At 48.0% G+C, this 17,915-nt stretch carries 15 protein-coding genes; 6 read left to right on the forward strand and 9 right to left on the reverse strand.

Features of this window, described 5'->3' with window-relative positions:
- Positions 1-21: 21 nt before the first annotated feature.
- Positions 22-378, forward strand: a complete 357-nt coding sequence (locus tag FCL45_RS12320; protein ID WP_136796518.1) for a GTPase — start codon at positions 22-24, stop codon at positions 376-378.
- Positions 379-432: 54 nt separating this feature from the next.
- Here the strand turns inward: FCL45_RS12320 and FCL45_RS12325 are convergent, their stop codons facing one another.
- The 4 genes from FCL45_RS12325 to FCL45_RS12340 form a co-directional block, all read right to left on the reverse strand.
- Entirely contained in the window at positions 433-861 is a 429-nt protein-coding gene (locus tag FCL45_RS12325) for a universal stress protein (protein ID WP_136796519.1), read from the reverse strand.
- Between the two features lie 82 nt (positions 862-943).
- Positions 944-2,230 carry a TRAP transporter large permease gene (locus tag FCL45_RS12330; protein ID WP_136796520.1) on the reverse strand — a complete coding sequence of 429 codons (1,287 nt, stop codon included), beginning with the start codon at positions 2,228-2,230 and terminating at the stop codon, positions 944-946.
- A 2-nt stretch (positions 2,231-2,232) separates the two neighbouring features.
- Positions 2,233-2,742, reverse strand: a complete 510-nt coding sequence (locus FCL45_RS12335) for a TRAP transporter small permease (protein ID WP_136796521.1) — start codon at positions 2,740-2,742, stop codon at positions 2,233-2,235.
- Positions 2,743-2,944: 202 nt separating this feature from the next.
- Positions 2,945-3,982: a TRAP transporter substrate-binding protein gene (locus FCL45_RS12340; protein ID WP_136796522.1), complete on the reverse strand. Its 1,038-nt coding sequence runs from the start codon at positions 3,980-3,982 to the stop codon at positions 2,945-2,947.
- Positions 3,983-4,345: 363 nt separating this feature from the next.
- Here FCL45_RS12340 and FCL45_RS12345 point away from each other — a divergent pair, with 363 nt between their 5' ends.
- The 5 genes from FCL45_RS12345 (at position 4,346) to FCL45_RS12365 (ending at position 11,740) form a co-directional block, all read left to right on the forward strand.
- Positions 4,346-5,389: a TRAP transporter substrate-binding protein gene (locus FCL45_RS12345; RefSeq protein ID WP_136796523.1), complete on the forward strand. Its 1,044-nt coding sequence runs from the start codon at positions 4,346-4,348 to the stop codon at positions 5,387-5,389.
- Positions 5,390-5,602: 213 nt separating this feature from the next.
- Positions 5,603-6,301, forward strand: coding sequence for a ribonuclease PH (rph, locus tag FCL45_RS12350; protein WP_136796524.1), 699 nt, complete (start codon positions 5,603-5,605; stop codon positions 6,299-6,301).
- A 350-nt stretch (positions 6,302-6,651) separates the two neighbouring features.
- Positions 6,652-7,236, forward strand: coding sequence for a pyridoxamine 5'-phosphate oxidase family protein (locus tag FCL45_RS12355; protein ID WP_136796525.1), 585 nt, complete (start codon positions 6,652-6,654; stop codon positions 7,234-7,236).
- 81 nt (positions 7,237-7,317) lie between these two features.
- Positions 7,318-10,041 (forward strand): DUF2339 domain-containing protein, encoded by a 2,724-nt coding sequence (locus tag FCL45_RS12360; RefSeq protein WP_136796526.1) that lies wholly within the window; start codon positions 7,318-7,320, stop codon positions 10,039-10,041.
- Between the two features lie 808 nt (positions 10,042-10,849).
- Complete coding sequence (locus tag FCL45_RS12365; RefSeq protein ID WP_167495714.1) at positions 10,850-11,740, forward strand: phospholipase A; 891 nt, start codon at positions 10,850-10,852, stop codon at positions 11,738-11,740.
- 136 nt (positions 11,741-11,876) lie between these two features.
- On the opposite strand, the gene FCL45_RS12370 is transcribed toward FCL45_RS12365, so the two are convergent.
- From FCL45_RS12370 to FCL45_RS12390, 5 genes are all read right to left on the reverse strand, one after another.
- Complete coding sequence (locus FCL45_RS12370; protein ID WP_136796528.1) at positions 11,877-12,479, reverse strand: lipid-binding SYLF domain-containing protein; 603 nt, start codon at positions 12,477-12,479, stop codon at positions 11,877-11,879.
- Positions 12,480-12,848: 369 nt separating this feature from the next.
- Positions 12,849-13,535 carry a hypothetical protein gene (locus FCL45_RS12375; RefSeq protein ID WP_136796529.1) on the reverse strand — a complete coding sequence of 229 codons (687 nt, stop codon included), beginning with the start codon at positions 13,533-13,535 and terminating at the stop codon, positions 12,849-12,851.
- 199 nt (positions 13,536-13,734) lie between these two features.
- Positions 13,735-14,406, reverse strand: coding sequence for a hypothetical protein (locus FCL45_RS12380; RefSeq protein ID WP_136796530.1), 672 nt, complete (start codon positions 14,404-14,406; stop codon positions 13,735-13,737).
- 572 nt (positions 14,407-14,978) lie between these two features.
- Positions 14,979-16,325 (reverse strand): sodium-dependent transporter, encoded by a 1,347-nt coding sequence (locus FCL45_RS12385; RefSeq protein ID WP_136796531.1) that lies wholly within the window; start codon positions 16,323-16,325, stop codon positions 14,979-14,981.
- Positions 16,326-16,679: 354 nt separating this feature from the next.
- A complete protein-coding gene (locus tag FCL45_RS12390) occupies positions 16,680-17,915 on the reverse strand; it encodes a BaiN/RdsA family NAD(P)/FAD-dependent oxidoreductase (protein ID WP_136796532.1) in 1,236 nt (411 codons plus the stop codon).

The following is a 17,915-nucleotide window of genomic DNA, read 5'->3' on the forward strand; positions in this document are numbered from 1 at the left end:
AACACGCTTGAGAGAAACGATATGCAATTGATTTTCGTATACAATGCCGACAGCGGTCTGGTGAGTACAGTGAAGGATATCGGTCACAAACTCTTCAGCCCGGCCAGCTATGACTGCTTTTTATGTAGCCTTACCCACGGAACATTTAAAGAAAATCCGGAGTGGCGGGCGTTTCGTGAAAATGCAAAAATCGAAATGCTGTTTTTGCACAGGGATGAATTTGAGCAGCAGTTCAAAACCCGACATGATTACCCGGTGGTTTTGAAAGTGAAGGGCGATTCCAGCCAACTTGAGGTTCTGCTTTCCCGTGAACAGTTGGCTGGTTTTACTTCCCTGAAAGAGTTGATCAAGGCAATAGAAGCGGTGGAGGCAGGGTAATTGCCGAAGCTGTGTTCCAATGAACGAAAGCAGCAACGGCAGATTTTTTATATTTTAGAACAGTAAAACCGGGCATCGCACGTTGTGCAGTACGTGGTTGGCGACTGAGCCAAATATCACATTGCGTATCTCTCCGCCCCCTTCATGACGCCCGACAACGACCAGATGGTAGCCATCATTATTGGCGATTTTAGAAATTGTCTGTCGCGGATCGCCGGTCTTCAGTATCAGCTCGCACGAATACCCCGCTTCCCCAAGTTGAGCCTCATAACGTTCAAGTAATTGCATACCGGCTTTACGGGCATTCTCCCGCACCATATCCAGCTGAAAATCCGGAATCATCCTGTAGGCGAGTTGCTCCTGATTAATGACGTAAAGCAGATGCAGTGTCTGCGGAAAGCGATTGCGTTGTTCAATTACCGCTTCAACTGTCTTTCTGGCTGTTGGGGAATCATCCAGGGGAATCAGAATCTTTGGTTCCATAGTTTTCCTCAGGGTCAGAAGTCGGTTGGTCCAACGGGTGTATTGCGTTCGATGCAATATGATTTCATACTGTTCTCGTATATTATCCGTATATCAGATTAGGCAGCAGTAATACAAGCCCGGGCCAGAAGGTGAGCAGCAGCAGGATCGCCATCTGAATCAGCAGAAACGGCATAACCGCTCTTGAGACAAAAAGCAGGTTGCGATCGACCGTGGCACCAGAGATATAGAGGCTGACGCCAAGTGGCGGGGTGCAGTAGCCAATACCCAGGTTGATGGTCATGATCAGCCCGAAATGCATGGTGTCGATGCCGAATTTACTGAGCAGAGGCAGAAAGATCGGGGTCAGGATCAAGGTTGCCGAGATGATGTCCATGAACATACCGATGATCAGAAGCAGAATGTTCACCGAAATCAGGAAAACCCAGGGGGAGCTGATATTTTCCACAACTACTGTGGCGATCTTGCCTGGAATCTGCTCAAAAGTGAGGTACTCGCCAAAAACGGAAGCACCTGCCACAATGATCAAAAGGGTTGCAGAGGTGACGGCGGATGAGACCACAACCCGTTTCACATCCTTGATCTTCATGTCCCCGTGAATAAATATCTCGACGAAAAAGGCGTAAAAGCACGCCACAACTGCCGCCTCGTTGGCGGTAAACATACCTGAATAGATGCCGCCGAAGATGAGCACAGGCAAAAAGAGTGCCCAGCCGCTCTCTTTCAAAACAGAGATAACTTCTTTTGAAGTTGGCCTTTTCTGGCGCTCCATGCCTGCACGCTTGCAGACGAAATAGGAGTAGACGCTCATGGCTACCATGATCAAAACGCCAGGCAGAAAACCTGTGAGGAAAAGCGCTTCCAGCTGGTCGTTACTCACCATGGCATAGAGAATCATGGCAATGGAGGGCGGTATGATCACTCCAAGAATCGGAGCAGTGGTCATAAGTCCTACAGAGAATCGTTCGTCATATTTATTCTCGATAAGGGCGGGAATCATAAAACCGCCGATTGCGACCACAGTGGCGACGGTAGAACCGGAGATGGCACCGAAAAAGCCGCAAGCCAGCACGCCGGCCATCGCCAGCCCGCCAGGCAGAAAACCGACCATTACGTTGGCTGTCTTGATAAGCTTCTGGACGATGGAACCGGTGGTCATGATATTTCCGCAGAGTACGAAGAACATCACCACCACCAGGGCAAATTTATCCATGCTGCGGTAGAGCACTTCAATGACAATCTGCGGGTCGATACCCACCCCCCAGACCAGGCCGACTGTTCCGGTGAAAAACAGCGCCATGAAAACCGGCATGGTGGAAGCCAGGCAGCCAAGCAGGAGGGCAAAAATCATCAGGTATGAATTTTCCATGATCAGTTGCCCCCAGTGATGTCGCTTACGCCAGTCCAGTCTTCACGCATGGTGATGAGTGTCCTGACAAACATCATCACTCCCATCAGTGGCAATACAGCGTAAAAGTACCATTCGGGAATCTGCAGGGTCGCAGTAAGGGCGTATTCATCTTCATACATCATCATGGTCATTTGCCAGCCAAGATAGATCATGCAGCTTGAGAAAATCAGTACTGCCAGGTGGGAGAGCAGGCTAAGCGGTTTTTTCAGGATGGGCAACATCTGCGGCAAGGCATCAATGCGAATCAGGGATCTGCTGCGAATGGCAGCGACACAACCTATATAAGTTGAGAAATAGATCACTTTCCGTACCACCTCATCCGACCAGTAGAGTGAGTAATCGCTGGTGGCTTTTCGCAGAATAACATTGGCCATAGCGGTTAGCAAGGCGATGCAGACCGCTGCAAACAATGACCATTCCTCAATGAAGAGGAAGAGCCGGTCAATCGGTTTAAAGACTTTTTTAAACATGCCTGATCTGTTAGTTGGAGAGGTAGAGATTGTCTATTACCTGAGAAAAGAAAAAAGGGTCGATGGGGGGAATGCCCCCATCAACCCGTAAAAATACATCCGATCATTCAACGACTAACCTGGATTTCGCATCAACTCAGGCTGTGAGGCCTTCAGTTCATGAGAAATGCGGGTTTGTGATCAGCTCAATCAACTTGCGTCGTTAGTTACCAAGAGTCTCGCGAACCTTGGCAAGGTAGTCAGGTCCAATCTTCTGTCCCCATTTGTTCAGAACCGGTTCTGCCTGATTTTTAAGGGCAACGATTTCCGCATCTGACAATTTGATGAATTCGACACCGGCTTCTTTGGCCTTAGCTACCTGTGCATCATGCTGCTGACGGGTAAGAGCACGTGTTTTCTCGCTTTCCTCCTTGATAACACTGAGGAAAGTTTCCTGCAAGTCTTTTGGCAGCTTGTTCAGCCAGCGCTTGTTCACCAGGTGAATAAAAAGGCCCTGGGCATAATTCAACTCAGTGAAGTTTTTAGCAATTGTAAACTTCTTGGTGATGTTGCAGACAATGGCGGTGTGATCGAGACCGGTTATAACTCCGGTCTGGAGTGCCTGGGGGACATCAGGCCAAGGCATAACGGTGAACTTCAGGCCCCAGGCCTTATATGCATCGGTGTTGACCGGGGCTTCGGCGATACGGAAGTTTACGTCCTTGGCATCGGAGTTGGTGCGAACGGGACTGGTTGTCGCCCAGCCGTAAGGACCATAACCGGTAATGTCGGCGACAATGAGACCCTGGCGTTGTGCACCATTGGCGAAAGGCTCCCAGAGCTCGGGGGTATTTCTAAAGGTATCGAGCTTATCGAAGGTATCTATCACATAGGGAAGATTGACGATGCCGAGGCGATCAGAGACGTTTGCTGCAGCAACAGAGGAGGAGAGCATTCCCTGTACTGCACCGATTTTCAGCTTGCTGATAACATCCTTTTCACCGCCGAGCTGGGCAAGAGGTCGATAATCAACGTAGATTTTTCCATTTGTTTTCTCCCATACCGCATCGCGGATGCGGTAGCCCACGGCAACACCTTCGATTACCGGGTGGCTGATGTTGGAGAGTATGTACGTATACTCAGCCGTGCTTGGGTCAAAATTAGGTTTCCAGGCCGCAAGCGGATCTTTTTTCCCTTCTGCCATGACAGTTGCTGGCAGAACCAAGCAGGACATCAGGATCGCAACAAAAAGCTTTTTCATCGTTTTCTTCTCCTCACGTAGGGGATTATCCTTAATGGAAAAAATCTTTAACCACGAAAGATATGAATTTTGTTCATTATGTAGCGAAACTGCTTAACACGAATTGTTCAGTATTTCAAATTAAAAATTAATGAAATAAGGTTTGTCGAGCATAAAAGCGAACAAAGTTAATCCACGAGGGTGCCGTTGCTTAATTAGCTGTTTTTGAAACCAGGAGTCTTGTGGCGTCGATTATTAATATAGTTACAGCTGATGAAGTTTTTTTGTTGTATCCATTTGCATTTTCAAGGAAAATGCATGGCGTTGGTGTTTTGGTTCCGGTAGCTTTCTCTTCTCAAAGACTGACCTTTTCAAGGAGAAAAAATGAATACAATCAAGCCGGTTATACTGCGTGTGTGCGTGGCTGTTTGGGTGCTTTTGGCATCAGTCCAGTTTTCTTTTGCCAGTGATCCTTTGGAGCAATGGAAACCCTCTTTTGACCCAGCAGGTGCCAAGTATACCTATCTGCTCTCATGTGTTGGGCATCCGGCTATTGAGGGTGTTGCCGTAGGTTTTAAAATTCGTGACAGGGTCTGGCAGGAAACCGGAGGCCAGCTTTATGTGGACTTTCGGCCATTGAGTCAATTGGGTGGTGAGAAAGATGTTATAAACAAACTGAAATTCGGGGCAATACAGGGCATGATGACTTCGTCGGTTGCTGCGGCAAACATCGCACCTGAACTCGGTATTGTCAATCTCCCCTATGTCGTCGACACTTTTGATAAGCTCAATTCTTTTCGTAGTACCCCTGCAACCTGGGAGCCGTTTCGGGACGCGGCGCTTTCTAAAAATATTCAGGTAGTAGATTTCACCGGCTATGGAAGTTATGGCTGGGCCACAACCAGGCCTGTGAAGACGCTTGCAGATGCCAAAGGGGTGAATTTTCGTATCGCCCAAGCACCTGTAAATATAGACTCCTATAAAGCCTGGGGCCTGAAGTTTGCAGTTCTGCCATGGCCTGATGTGCCACAGGCGTTGCAGACCGGCGTAATTGACGGTCTTGATCACACTCCGATCGTTTGCAATATTTCAAAAAAATTTACTGTTGCCCGCTATTATACCGAGCTTGATTATGCGCAGGGACTTTATGTACATATGGTAAACAGTCGATGGCTCAAGAAGCTCCCCCAGGATATTCGTGAAATCCTGCTGCGGGTAATCGCCGAGGAGAGCGCCGCTGCCCGTGAAAAAACCCGTCTCCAGCAGAACAATGAAATTGCTGCAGCAAAAGCTGATGGAGTAACCTTTTTCACCTTAAGCGAGGAGGATCGTCAGATAATGCTGAAGAACACCGAAAAAGTATATTCAGCCTGGGAGAAAAAGATCGGTAGTGATTATCTTGCCACTGTACGTGAAGCACTCAGGTAGCAGGGGCAGGGATAATAAAAATACCTGAACAGCTTAAGAATAAAGATAAAAATACGTTTTAATTCTGAACGGTTCAGGGGTATGCTTAAGGGGCTTGGTGCATTCGCCAAGCCCTTTAATTTTTTTAAGATAACAGAAGAAGGGAATCCGAAATGCTACGAGAGGTGTTGGGTTACCAATCAAGAGTTCATATCAGAAGTAAGGAAGTACCTTATGAAAAGATCGTTTAACAGGGCTGCTGATGGATTGCGCCCGGTATCAATAGAGCGTGGGATTCAACTTAATGCGGACGCTTCCATCCTAATCAAAATGGGCAACACCCATGTTATCTGCGGGTTGACCATCGAAGAAAAGGTTCCTCCCTTCCTTGAAGGAAAAGGGCAGGGGTGGATCACGGCCGAGTACGGCATGCTGCCCTGTGCGACCAGTGGCCGTTATCGGCGGGAAACAAACGGCAGGTCCGGCAGAACCTCAGAAATTCAACGCTTGATCGGCAGAAGCCTCCGGATGATGGTGGACCTTAAGTCTATCGGCGAGCGGACTCTGAGAGTGGATTGTGATGTGCTGAATGCTGATGGCGGAACCAGGACCGCATCCATTACAGGTGGTGCTTTGGTGGTGCGTGATGGACTCAGGAAACTGGTTGCCGCAGGCAAGTTGGAGACAATGCCGGAAATTCAGCCGGTGGCAGCGATTTCAGCCGGTATTGTTGATGGAGTTCCGGTGCTGGATCTCGATTATGTAGAAGATTCCTCAGCTGAGACCGACGCCAATTTCGTAATGGCCGGTGATGGATGCTGGATTGAAATTCAGGGAACCGCAGAAGGAGTGCCTTTTGCCGAAGAAGAGTTTTTGAAAGTAATGGGCATTGCCAGAAAGGGTATCAACGAACTCTTTACGTATTGGGATTGATGATATTCAGCAGAAGGTGGCAGTATGGGCGCGAATGAAAGAAAAGATAAGAAGAGGGCAACCACAACCTATTCGTGGCACCAGAGAGTGGGTTGTAGCCAATATCGATTGCTGTACCGGTTGCTCCCATGACTGACTGCCGTTACTGCTATGCTCACAGGTCAGACGGATGAGAGAGTTTTTGAGATTTATGCGGAATTGAAAAATGAACCATTAGTGAGATGGAGAGAGCAGATGAAAGCGGTGTTGGGGCTTGCACTACTCGGCCTGCCAGGTCTGGATCAATAAATATTTGCTCTTCACATAAAAAAACGTAATGATATCAGAGCAATTTAATGAATGAGGCTTAGATGAGAAAAAAGTACTGTGCGGTGACGGACAGTGAAGATATTAGCAGAATTCTGGAACGTTGCCGCATCGGTCGACTCGCCACCAATGGTGTAGACGGGTTCCCGTACATCGTGCCGCTGAACTTTGTCTACTGGCGGGGTTCTGTCTATTTTCATTGTGCCCGAAAAGGGGAGAAAATGGATAATATCAAGCGGGACCCGAAAGTCTGTTTCGAAGTGGATATTCCGCTCTCCTATGTTGGGCGGGAATGCAACTCACAGCTTCCACCTTGCCAGGTGCACCAACTGTATCATTCGGTAATTCTCCGCGGACTTGCCGAAATTGTTGAGGATATAGATGAAAAGGTCGCGGCATTGAATGCGCTGATGGCACGTCATGAAGAGCGACCGGATTTCGATGAAATTAAGGCTGATATGACAGGTGTGAAAATCTGTAACGTTGTTGCCGTTCGGGTAGAATCGATTACGGCTAAATCAGATTTGCTGCAAAAGAAGACAGATGATGAGAAGAACCATGTCGCTGAGTATCTGGCACGGCGTGATTTGCCTGGCGACTCAGAAGCTGCGAGTCTGCTTAGGCGGTAAGTTTCGGTACTGCAGTATTTACAGTTCATAAAATGTGTGGTGACGGGTTGTTGTGATAGTCAAAAATTACTGAGCGTATTTATGCATCTTGTTCTAATTGTTGTTTCTGCAATAGTTACGGCTGTATTTCTTGGCTGGGGTGGTCTTGTTGTGGGTGGCCTGCTCGGTTATTGCCTGGCGGAAGTGGTTGGCTTGAAAAAGCGATTGCTCGAGCTTGAAGAAAGGTTGAGTGATTCAACTCAGGCTGTCCGGGCAGAGACGACTCCAGTTGCAACCGAAAGCAGGTCTGTTGCGGCAAAGATACCTACCAAAGACAGAAATAGTGTTGAGAAAGTAGCATCACAACCAGATTTTCCTGAAGAAGAGGTCGTTTTTGCTGTAGCCTCTGGGGATGAAAGGGCGGGCATGTCTGCATCTCATGAGGACAATTCTGATGAACAACCTGTGACGTCATCCCTGCCGGATAAGCTGACTGCAGCCATTAAGCGTTTTTTCACAGAGGGAAATCCCGTAGTGAAAATCGGGCTTGTCGTCCTCTTTTTCGGGGTGGCATTTTTGTTGAAATATGCCGCAGACAGGAGCCTGCTCTCCATTGGGGCCAGACTTATTTTGACGGCATCAGGTGGAGTATCTCTCGTCTTACTCGGCTGGCGACTGCGGAATCGCCCCCTCGGGTATGGGCTTGGCTTGCAGGGAGGCGGTATTGGTATTCTCTATATAACCGCTTTTGCGGCGGCCAAGCTCTATGCGCTCATCCCATTGTCGGCAGCTCTCTTCATTCTGGTCGGAATGGTGATTTTTTCAGGTGTTCTGGCTTTGGCCCAAAGTGCGAGGGTGCTTGCCGCGATGGGCGTCATCGGTGGCTTTCTCGCCCCGGTGCTGATGTCGACAGGAGCTGGTGATCATGTTTTGCTGTTCTCATATTATGCTGTTTTGAATATAGGAATATTCGCTATTGCCCTGTTCAAGACTTGGCGGGAACTGAACCTGATAGGTTTCTTTTTCACTTTCGGTATCGGCTCATACTGGATATTGGATCGATACTCAGCCGCTCATTTCAATACCACCGAGCCTTTTCTTATTCTCTTTTTCGTGCTCTATGTTGCTATTGCAGTACTTTTTGCTCTCAGGCAGCCGGTTAGATTGAAGGGTGTAATTGACGGACCCATAGTTTTTGGCACGCCGATCGTGGCCTCGATGCAACAGTACCAGCTGGTCTCTGAGAGTGAATACGGTATGGCTGTGAGTTTTCTGGCAGCCGGCGTAATGTATCTGCTTCTAGCCCTGTTTCTTCGGCGAAGTGACAGGAGAGAGGGGGCAGGGTCCCGTGTGCTGTCAGAAGCCTTTCTGGCTTTGGGTGTAGTTGGAGTAAGCATGTCGATTCCTCTCGCTTTCGACAGTAAGGTAACTGTCGCTGCCTGGGCGCTTGAAGGTGCGGCTCTGGTTTGGGTGGGGGTTCGACAATCCCGTCTGCTTGCCAGGATTTTTGGATTACTACTCCAGTTCGGCGCGGGGTTTATCTTTCTTGCGAGCGTGTTTTATCCGTTTGGTTCCACGCCGTACATCAATCATTATTTTCTGGGGTGTGCCTGGATAGGAACCGGTGCACTCTTTTCCAGTTATTGGCTCTATCGTAGAAAGGACATCTCGTTGAGCTGGGAACAGTACCTGTGCTGGCCATTGCTTATCTGGGGAACTGTCTGGTGGTACTACGGTGGTTTCCGGGAATCGACAAGACATTTCGAATATCTGCGCGATCACAACGCCTTGCTGTTATTTGCATCGGCACTGACCATGCTGCTTTCCATTGCCGCGAGAAAATGTAACTGGAAGCAGCTTGCAGTGGCTCAATGCCAGTTCCTGCCGGTCCTCCTCTTCTGCGGGGTGGTTGGTTTGCTGGCAGACGATGGCCTGGAGCATCTCTTTGCCGGTTGGGGGGCGATGGTCTGGGCTGTAGCAATTTTCACCCAGCACCGGATGCTGCAACAGTTCGATCTATTGTGGCCGAAGAGGTTGGCTGGTTCCTGGCATGGTGCAGGTTTCTTGTTGATGTTGCTGCTATTGTGTTATGAGTTGAGTTGGTATGTTGCCAATACAGGCTTTTCAGAGGTGTGGCAGGTTGTCGTCTGGGGCGTATTCCCCGCGCTGGTCCTGCAATTACTTATTCGTTTTGGGGCACGCCTGGCCTGGCCGGTTCAGCGTTGGTCTGAATATTATCTTGGTATCGTTCCCACGGTAATAGCTACTGCACTCATTGGCTGGCTGATGTGGAGCATGACCAGCAGTGGCGAGGCGATGGTCTGGGGATGGTTGCCTTTGCTGAATGTATTGGAATTGTCGCAGATATGTGTTTTTCTTTCCCTCCTGGGCTGGTTCATTGCCTGCAAAAGAGAGCACTGTCATCTGCCGCTGCCAATGCGACCGGCAGCTATCGGCTGGATCTTTTCTTTTTGTGTTTTCCTCTGGGCGAATAGTATAGTCGCCCACGCCGTGCATCATTGGACCGGTATCGCCTATCACCTGGAACCGCTCTATCAGTCTGTCGTGTTTCAGGCAGCGGTCGCCGGGCTATGGAGTATGATTGCCCTCGGGGTTACTCTCTGGTCTTCCAGATCCGGCAGCAGAGTTCTCTGGATAAGCGGTGCAGTTCTTATTGGCTGCGTGGTTGTAAAGTTGTTTGTGATTGATCTTTCTGGAACAGAAACCATAGCTCGTATCGTTTCTTTTCTGGTAGTTGGAGCGTTGATGCTGGTGATTGGCTATATCTCACCGATGCCGCCTGCTGAAGAGCGGGATACGGTCTAACCTGGCTGGAGACGTATTTGGGAAGGGGTGATGGCTGATTGATCCGGGTCTGTCTTTGCCTCATCACGTGAGCTTGGGTTGCCGGCAATTGTCCCCTTGATTGGTTGTAGATCAGATCTTGCAGCTGCACCCCTCTTCGTCTCCGGGCCTCAATAACCTGCTGATAACCAGCGAGTCCTTCCTGGTATTGGCAGGCTGTACAGTTCTGTTCTCAAGTGCCCGGGGTGATTCGGGCGAGTACTGTACCTCTGGTAACCTCGTCGCCTTTTGCGTCTCAAAGTTCGATAAGTCTGCTGTTAACCTGACCTGAGGAATGGGTGGGGTTTGCGGTTGTAGCTTTATTCCTGAGCAATTGAGAAGAAAAAAATAAAAAATATGGGTATATAGCGAAGTTTAAGGATATGACCTGTATTTTAGGGCAATACAGGGTGTTGAGCAGAGTGATCAGGTAGCTGAATTCGTCCTGCATTGGTACCATGCAACGAAATATCGGTTGTCGAAAGTTTTGTAAAAAGCCTATCATGTCAATGATGTTGTATTGGGAAAGCCTTTTTCTGGTTTTTCGGAAACGCAACTATTTTTCGACAACCATATATACACCGGATGCAATTTCCCCAAACCATCTGAGTTGAAGAAGGAGAGAAAACATTTTATGCCATATTCGATATCAAGAAGAGGTAGGAGGCATGCTCAACTGTCGATTCTGATAGTTGTCTTAATCCACTTGATGGTTCCAGACTGCACATTCGCAAAATATTCGGACCTGAATGACTGTTTGCTCCATCACTTTAAGACAGCACCGGATGAGATGACATTGGGGCAGATTCGTGAGGAGTGTATCAACATAATTGCGATAAAAGACACCGCTGAAATGGCAGAGGTGGAAGCTGAAGGGCCTGTGGAAACACGTCTCAGAGTAGATCAGAAAAATGTATTGAAGCCATTTACCATTATGGCGCACAGGCAGAATTATCTGCTGTTTGGTGTATACAATTTTCATGGTTACAGCTCTGAAGAATTCAGGGAGGCATTTGAAAATGAGGAAATTGATATTGAAGATACTGAAGCACAGTTTCAGCTCAGTATAAAAACGCCGCTGGCACTGGATCTCTTTGACAAGGGTATAGGGATCTGGGGTGCGTATACAGTTCGCTCTTTCTGGCAGGTGTATAATACTGAAATTTCATCACCGTTTCGTGAGACGAATCATGAGCCGGAAGTCTGGGTGCAGATGCAGCCTGAGTGGGAATTTTGGGGTTTGAAGGCCTCTGCCATTGGAGCTGGTATTAACCATCAGTCAAACGGCCAGGCGAGCACGCTGTCAAGAAGTTGGAACAGGCTTGTTGCGAGCATTGTTTTGGAGAAGGGGAATTTTGTTCTGGCTGTTAAGCCCTGGTACAGGATTCCTGAAAGTTCAAGTGATGATGACAATCCGGACATAACAGATTTTCTGGGGCATGGCGAATTACGCATAGCCTATAAACATGATAAGCATGTTTTCAGTTTGATGAGCAGAAACAACCTTGAATCAGGGTTTTCGAAAGGAGCGATTGAGCTCGGCTGGAGTTTCCCACTTTTCGATTATCCGTATCTCAAGGGGTATTTGCAGTACTTTTCGGGTTATGGCGAGAGCATGATCGATTACAATCGATATGTAAACAGGCTGGGGGTAGGGATCCTGCTTACAGATTTGCTGTAAACTTTACGGCAAATCGGGCTGTAAGAAAGTATTTGATTCGCCCTGATCGCAACCTTTTTAAGCTGAAGATCAGGGCGAATCAGAAAGAAGTACTCCTCCTCTTCAGCCCGATGTTATAACAGACCCAATTTCAGGATCAGGGATTTGGCGTGTAGGGGCTGATTTTACTTCCCTGTATACCCAGACCGGCCATAAGTCCCTTCTGGTTGAAGAAGAAGACGTAGATATCTTCCTGGGTGCTGGTTGTGGTAAGCGTTTTTGCCATTCCTTCATCCACAACAGCGACAGATGGTCCAACGCCAACTTCCCATCCCTGGGAGTCTTTGAGGTAGTTCAGGCCGTTGCCTGTCATGATGAACATCGCATAACCGAATGTTTGGGCTCCAATCTGCAAACCGTACGATGCTGCAACTGTCTGGTAATATCCATACGTTGCACCATTGATTTTCAAAGAACCGATTCCGTATTGTCCGCCAATAATCAGCCCACCTTTAATGATGTTGGGAAATACCATGATGCCTTTGGCGCTGGTGGAGAGTTTTCGTGCGGTCGGATTGATATCGTAAAGCTTTTGCAGTGCGATATTTACATCGCGATCAATTTCGGCGGCAGTGTCGGCAGAGCCGGGTTTCGGTTGGAGAATCAGCAGCAATACACTGATACAAAATAGAATGAGAGGGAGTTGAACTCCTGATTTCGAGCTCGATTCTGTCTGACTTTCGGATAATGTGATTTTCATAATCGACTCCTGTAATGGATCCGAATGGTTGTTGAAAATGGTGCTGGCAGGGATGAGAACCGTTACCGCAAAGTGTCGCCTGTTTTTGCACCTTCCGACTGTAGGAATTCTCTCACAAGAGGTGAATGAAGACAATGGGGAAAGAGTACGACCGAAAGAGTGTTATGCCGCATTGAAGTGGAGGGACAGTAAATTGAGACAATGTTATGGCTCAAGAAAAAATCAATGGGGCAAAACCCGGTCCTGATAGTTTTGAGCATGGCGCCGGGGTTGTCAGTTTCGCTGGCTGAGAGTGGGTTAGGCGAGAGAAGCGGGGGAGGGTGAGACTAGGTGATTCTCATTGGTGTCAGGACGAGAGGGGGCGCGTGTTCATGGGCGCTGGGAAGAGCTCGATCTATTTTGATACCCATGTCGGTTTTCCATAATCGCCAGCAGAATAAAGAAAGGAATCGCAAGTTCAGAAGTCTCTTCGAGAATTCGTATGAATGTTGTCGGGTCAATAAACAAAAGAGAAGAGATTAGCGCATTAAGTTGGTCAGACATTCTGTCGAGTGTCTTGGAGAATATTGCAATACCCATAGCCAGGGCAATGCAGATAGAGGCCATCTGCCCATTGCGCAGGTTGATCATGAAGCGTTTGTAGTAGGCTTTGGTGTACCAGATAAGCCCGAAAAACATTAGCAGGACAATTACGGACCCAATGATTTTTTCGTTCACCGGAACCTTTTCGCTGAGAAAAAAGCGGCTCTTGAAAATTCCCATTGTAGTGAAACGGCAATGGAAATCAAGTTCACGTAGGCCGAGGCAAAGTACTACAATACCTGAGGTAAAATGGAACTGCTGACGTTTCATGTAGCCACTCCAGAGAAGCAACACCGCAGCGACAAAAAGCCCGACGGCAGTCATCATTTCTATAGGGCCGTTTTCCTCAATAAGCAGGTCGAGCAAGTCCTCGGGCACATAGAGAAGAGTAATCCCAAGAATTGTGAGTAATAGAAAAATTGAAAAGAACTCTATGGTATTTTTGTGTGCGCGCACTGTAGCCCGGATCATCATGAGACATCAGCAAATTACCTGTACCGAGAGCGTAGTAGAATTACTGCTTACTATGGATATGTTACAGTACTGAATGTGATGCATCAATGTGTAAGGAGTGGGTGCGGGGAAATTATATAGGATGGAGCGGCAGGGAGAATGACCTCCCTGCTGTCAGCATAAATATAATGCAGGCAAAAGAACAACGGGCTTGTGTTGATCAATGTTCAATTGCGGGCGCAAACTCAGGCTCTGTTTCATTCAATTGAGAATAGGAGATCGCAAGGAGAATAAAGAGTGGAATAGCCAACTCCGATGTCTCTTCGGCGACGCGAAGCAATTGGGTGATATCGATTGAACTGATCAGGGCTACGCAATCCATTATCAGGTTAGAATTTCTATCGAGTGTTTTAGAGAAAACAGCCAGACCAATAGCACAGGCGATTGAGATAGCGGTCCGGCCCTTACTTTTGAGACCGGCAATGAATTGCGGCAAATGTTTCCTGGCATACAGAAACAAGCCGAGAAGCATTGCAATAACAATAAGGGAGACAATGGCTTTCTCCATTGGAGGGACCGTGTCGCTTATGAAGAATCGGGTTTTAAAAATGCCCATAGTGGTAAATCGTGTATGAAAATCAAGTTCGCGAAGCCCGAGAAAGAGTACAATAGTCCCTGATGAAAAGCCGTGGCTCAGGCGTTTTTGAAAGCCTCCATTAAACAACCAGCCAGCCGCAATGAGGTAGCCTATTGCCGAAAGCATCTCAATAGGTCCATCTTCATTTATCATTAAGTCTGATGTCTGGGGCGGCAAAAGGAGAACAACGGCGCCTATAAACAGGGTTATTGCAAATATTACATGAATACCTCTATAACGTTCCAGATGCTCCATTCTCTTGCTCCATTTCACCTTTTAAATGCCAAAACACGATACCGTTCACTGACGAGAAATAATTCGATAGGAATTCAAGCTGATTTGTATCTGTAATTCCTCTGCGTTGGATGATTTGCTCACAGTGTTGAAACGATTTCCTCATAAAGCCTTAACAAATACCAGGAAATGGGGGCAAGTGCCATAGTAATGTCACAGAACACCTTAATATTTGGAGGGAAAATGGGTTTAAAGGACGATAATTCGAGCATATGGCTCAAGGTCCGTCAGATTGCTACGAATCCTCAGTAGAAGCTTTGTGAGGGGGGGAGGTGAGAGACGTAAGGTGAGAGGGGGGAGATATGAAACCGCATCATAGACATTTTTAGGACAAGGTCTTTGGGCGGGAATCACAGTTCAATAAGTAATTGAGTACATATTATTTACATCCCCTCCTATCCGCCTGCCACCTCATGGGCAACGTCCGACCAGTTCCCGCTGAGCTTGAGTTGAAATCTAAAATGACAAAGGGGTTGGCACTGAAGCGCCAACCCCTTTGTTCAATGAGAGCAGTTACGCACGAGGCGTACCCATCACATCTTGATAATCCCAATCTTGGTGAGGAATACGACTAGAACGAGAATCGGGGCAATGTAACGAATTACAAAGTACCAGATATTGAAGATGGCAAGATATGCCTGACCATCCTCTGTAATCTCAGCCTGGGCAATACGTTTGTCCATGATGAAACCAGCGTAAATTGCAATCAGCAGGCCACCGATTGGCAGCATGAAGTTACTTGCCACATAGTCAAGGAAGTCGAAGATCTCCATGCCGAAGAATTTGACATCAGCAAGCACCGAGTAGGAGAGCGCTGACGGAATACCGGCGATGTAGACAACGATTGCCATGCAGATGGTTGCTTTTTTACGGTCGAACTTTTTTTCGTCGATCATAAACGCAGTGAGTACTTCCAGCAGTGAGATAGCGGAAGAAAGCGCGGCGAAAGCGAGCAGTACAAAGAACATTACTGCCAGAGCGCTACCAAACGGAATGGTTGCAAAAATGGTTGGCAGAGTCTTGAAAATCAGACCTGGGCCTGCACCAGGCTCGAGGCCGACAGAGAACACGATCGGAAAGATAGCAAGACCGGCGAGAATTGCCACCAGTGTGTCAAGGAACGCGATCCGGATGGAGACAGGGTAAATAGCCTCTTTTTTATCCATGTAGCTTGCGTAGGTGATCATGGCACCCATTGCCAGACTCAGGGTAAAGAAAGAGTGGCCGATAGCTTCAAGGACACCGTTGATGGTGAGCTTGGAGAAATCAGGGTAGAGCATGAACTTCAGACCCTCTTTCGCGCCACTTGTGGTCATGGCGTAAACGGCCATAATGATGATGAGTCCAAACAGGGTTGGCATAAGAACTTTGTTCCAGCCTTCTAGTCCCTTTTTTACACCACTGATAACAGCGAGGATACAGAGGCCAACAAACAAGGTGAGCCAGAATATCTGTCGTACCGGATCGGTAACGAGAGCGCCGAACATTCCTGCGATCACTTCAGGGTCCTCTCCGGAGAATGAACCGGTGAGTGACTTGAACAGATAATCGAGGGTCCAGCCAGCGACCACTCCATAATACGAGAGAATAATGAAAGCCGCTGAGAGAAAGAGCCAACCTACGCTTTTCCAGAATGGAGAATTGGGTGTCAGTTCCCGAAAAGAGCCGACAACGTCTTTTTGTGAATGACGTCCGATGATGAACTCTGCCATGAGTATAGGCAGACCGCAGAACAGGATGGCTATCAAGTAAACGAGAACGAAAGCACCACCGCCATTCATTCCTGTGATATACGGGAATTTCCAAATATTACCCAGACCGACCGCTGAACCGACAGCCGCCAGAATGAATCCAAACCTGCTACTCCAATGATTACGCATATTCTAACTCCTTAACGTAAGTTGATTTGAAAGCGAACTAATGTAGAGCAAATAATGTCGATGTCAATAATTTATTTAGGCGATATCGCGGAATACACCGAAAAAAATAGGCAATATCGATGAATTCGTGAAGAATTACAAATTTGTAGATTGGAGTTTGGTGGCCAGAAAGGGATGTAATATCAGAAGACTACAGTCTGGTACCTTGTTAGGCTTGAGTCGCCTGCTGAAAAATATTATTCGGCAGAAAAAAAGAGGTGTCCGTTGTTTCAGAGGCTTCGGCGAAATTCTCCCGGGTCGAGATACCTCTGAAACACAACTTTATAAAGAGTCGGGGCAAGGGGGGGCAGCGACTCAGGATGAGGTGGCAGCTGAGCGCCCTGCAAGCCAGCCTGTTGAGAACGCGGCTTGCAGGTTATAGCCACCGGTGTCAGCATCGATATCGAGGAGTTCACCGGTTACATAGAGACCTTGAACTATAAGGGACTCCATGGTGTTGGGGTTTACCTCTTTAACCTTTATGCCACCGGCTGTAGCAATTGCTTCACGCACGGGGCGATAACCGCTTATCTCGAAACTGACATTTTTCAGCCAATCTTTTAGGATAGTACGTTCTTTGGCAGAAATGGTTCCGGCCAGCATGGTAGAGGAAAGACCTGTTTGCTCCAGGCAGAGAGGAATAATCTGCTTGGGCAGCAGGCCGCGCAGGACAGATTGCAGTTCCTCTGTGTGTCTGGTGCTGAAATCACGCTGTAGCCTGGCGTCGAGCTTGTGGTCATCAAGAGCGGGTTTAAGGTCAAGTGCTACTGATACCTGTCTATTTTTATCGAGTTGCTCAATGACGAATTTGCTCAGAGTCAAAATCACGGGTCCACCGATTCCGGAACGGGTGAAGCTTAGATCACCAAACTCGACCTTCTTGCGTTTACCATTCACGAACACTCGCACTCCGGTGTTTCGAAGATCAAGGCCGGCCAGGCTCTGGAGATGATTTTTCACCACCAGAGGTACCAGCGCAGGACGAACCGGCACAATGGTATGACCAGCGTTTCGAGCCATGTTGTAACCGTCTCCACTAGAACCGGTGGCAGGGTAGGATGCACCGCCTGTTGCAAGAATAACTGCGTCAGCAGCGATCTGCTGGTTGCCGCAAAAGACGCCAATGACTCTGTCGTCTTCGATGTGTAAACCCGTCACAGCTTTCGAACACTCTACCTTTGCTCCTGTTTGCTGAAGCCATCGCAGGAGAGTGTGTAATACATCCTGCGCTTTGCCGTTGGCAGGGAAAACCCTGTTGCCTCTTTCGGTCTTCAGTTGCAGCCCGTTTTCGGTGAAAAACTCCATAAGATGGGGTACAAAAAAACGGGCAAAAGCCTGGTGTAGAAAACGTCCGCTGCGATTGAAATGACTAAGATGGTTGTGCACATCGGAATCATTGGTGATGTTGCACCTTCCCTTGCCACTGATGAGAATTTTGTTACCAGGCTTTTTCATTTTCTCAAGAAGCAGAACATCGGCACCTGATAAGGCAGCCTGACCTGCGGCCAGGAGTCCTGAGGCTCCTCCGCCTACGACAACGATTTTTTTCAT

This window comes from Desulfosediminicola ganghwensis, from assembly GCF_005116675.2.
Classification (GTDB): Bacteria; Desulfobacterota; Desulfobulbia; order Desulfobulbales; family Desulfocapsaceae; genus Desulfopila; species Desulfopila ganghwensis.

What these genes read in the sequence shown, in the direction of transcription:
- FCL45_RS12320 (WP_136796518.1), top strand. Translation starts at nt 22, where the DNA reads ATGCAATTGATTTTCGTATACAATGCCGACAGCGGTCTGGTGAGTACA.
- FCL45_RS12325 (WP_136796519.1), bottom strand. Translation starts at nt 861, where the DNA reads ATGGAACCAAAGATTCTGATTCCCCTGGATGATTCCCCAACAGCCAGA.
- FCL45_RS12330 (WP_136796520.1), bottom strand. Translation starts at nt 2,230, where the DNA reads ATGGAAAATTCATACCTGATGATTTTTGCCCTCCTGCTTGGCTGCCTG.
- FCL45_RS12335 (WP_136796521.1), bottom strand. Translation starts at nt 2,742, where the DNA reads ATGTTTAAAAAAGTCTTTAAACCGATTGACCGGCTCTTCCTCTTCATT.
- FCL45_RS12340 (WP_136796522.1), bottom strand. Translation starts at nt 3,982, where the DNA reads ATGAAAAAGCTTTTTGTTGCGATCCTGATGTCCTGCTTGGTTCTGCCA.
- FCL45_RS12345 (WP_136796523.1), top strand. Translation starts at nt 4,346, where the DNA reads ATGAATACAATCAAGCCGGTTATACTGCGTGTGTGCGTGGCTGTTTGG.
- rph (WP_136796524.1), top strand. Translation starts at nt 5,603, where the DNA reads ATGAAAAGATCGTTTAACAGGGCTGCTGATGGATTGCGCCCGGTATCA.
- FCL45_RS12355 (WP_136796525.1), top strand. Translation starts at nt 6,652, where the DNA reads ATGAGAAAAAAGTACTGTGCGGTGACGGACAGTGAAGATATTAGCAGA.
- FCL45_RS12360 (WP_136796526.1), top strand. Translation starts at nt 7,318, where the DNA reads ATGCATCTTGTTCTAATTGTTGTTTCTGCAATAGTTACGGCTGTATTT.
- FCL45_RS12365 (WP_167495714.1), top strand. Translation starts at nt 10,850, where the DNA reads ATGACATTGGGGCAGATTCGTGAGGAGTGTATCAACATAATTGCGATA.
- FCL45_RS12370 (WP_136796528.1), bottom strand. Translation starts at nt 12,479, where the DNA reads ATGAAAATCACATTATCCGAAAGTCAGACAGAATCGAGCTCGAAATCA.
- FCL45_RS12375 (WP_136796529.1), bottom strand. Translation starts at nt 13,535, where the DNA reads ATGATGATCCGGGCTACAGTGCGCGCACACAAAAATACCATAGAGTTC.
- FCL45_RS12380 (WP_136796530.1), bottom strand. Translation starts at nt 14,406, where the DNA reads ATGGAGCATCTGGAACGTTATAGAGGTATTCATGTAATATTTGCAATA.
- FCL45_RS12385 (WP_136796531.1), bottom strand. Translation starts at nt 16,325, where the DNA reads ATGCGTAATCATTGGAGTAGCAGGTTTGGATTCATTCTGGCGGCTGTC.
- FCL45_RS12390 (WP_136796532.1), bottom strand. Translation starts at nt 17,915, where the DNA reads ATGAAAAAAATCGTTGTCGTAGGCGGAGGAGCCTCAGGACTCCTGGCC.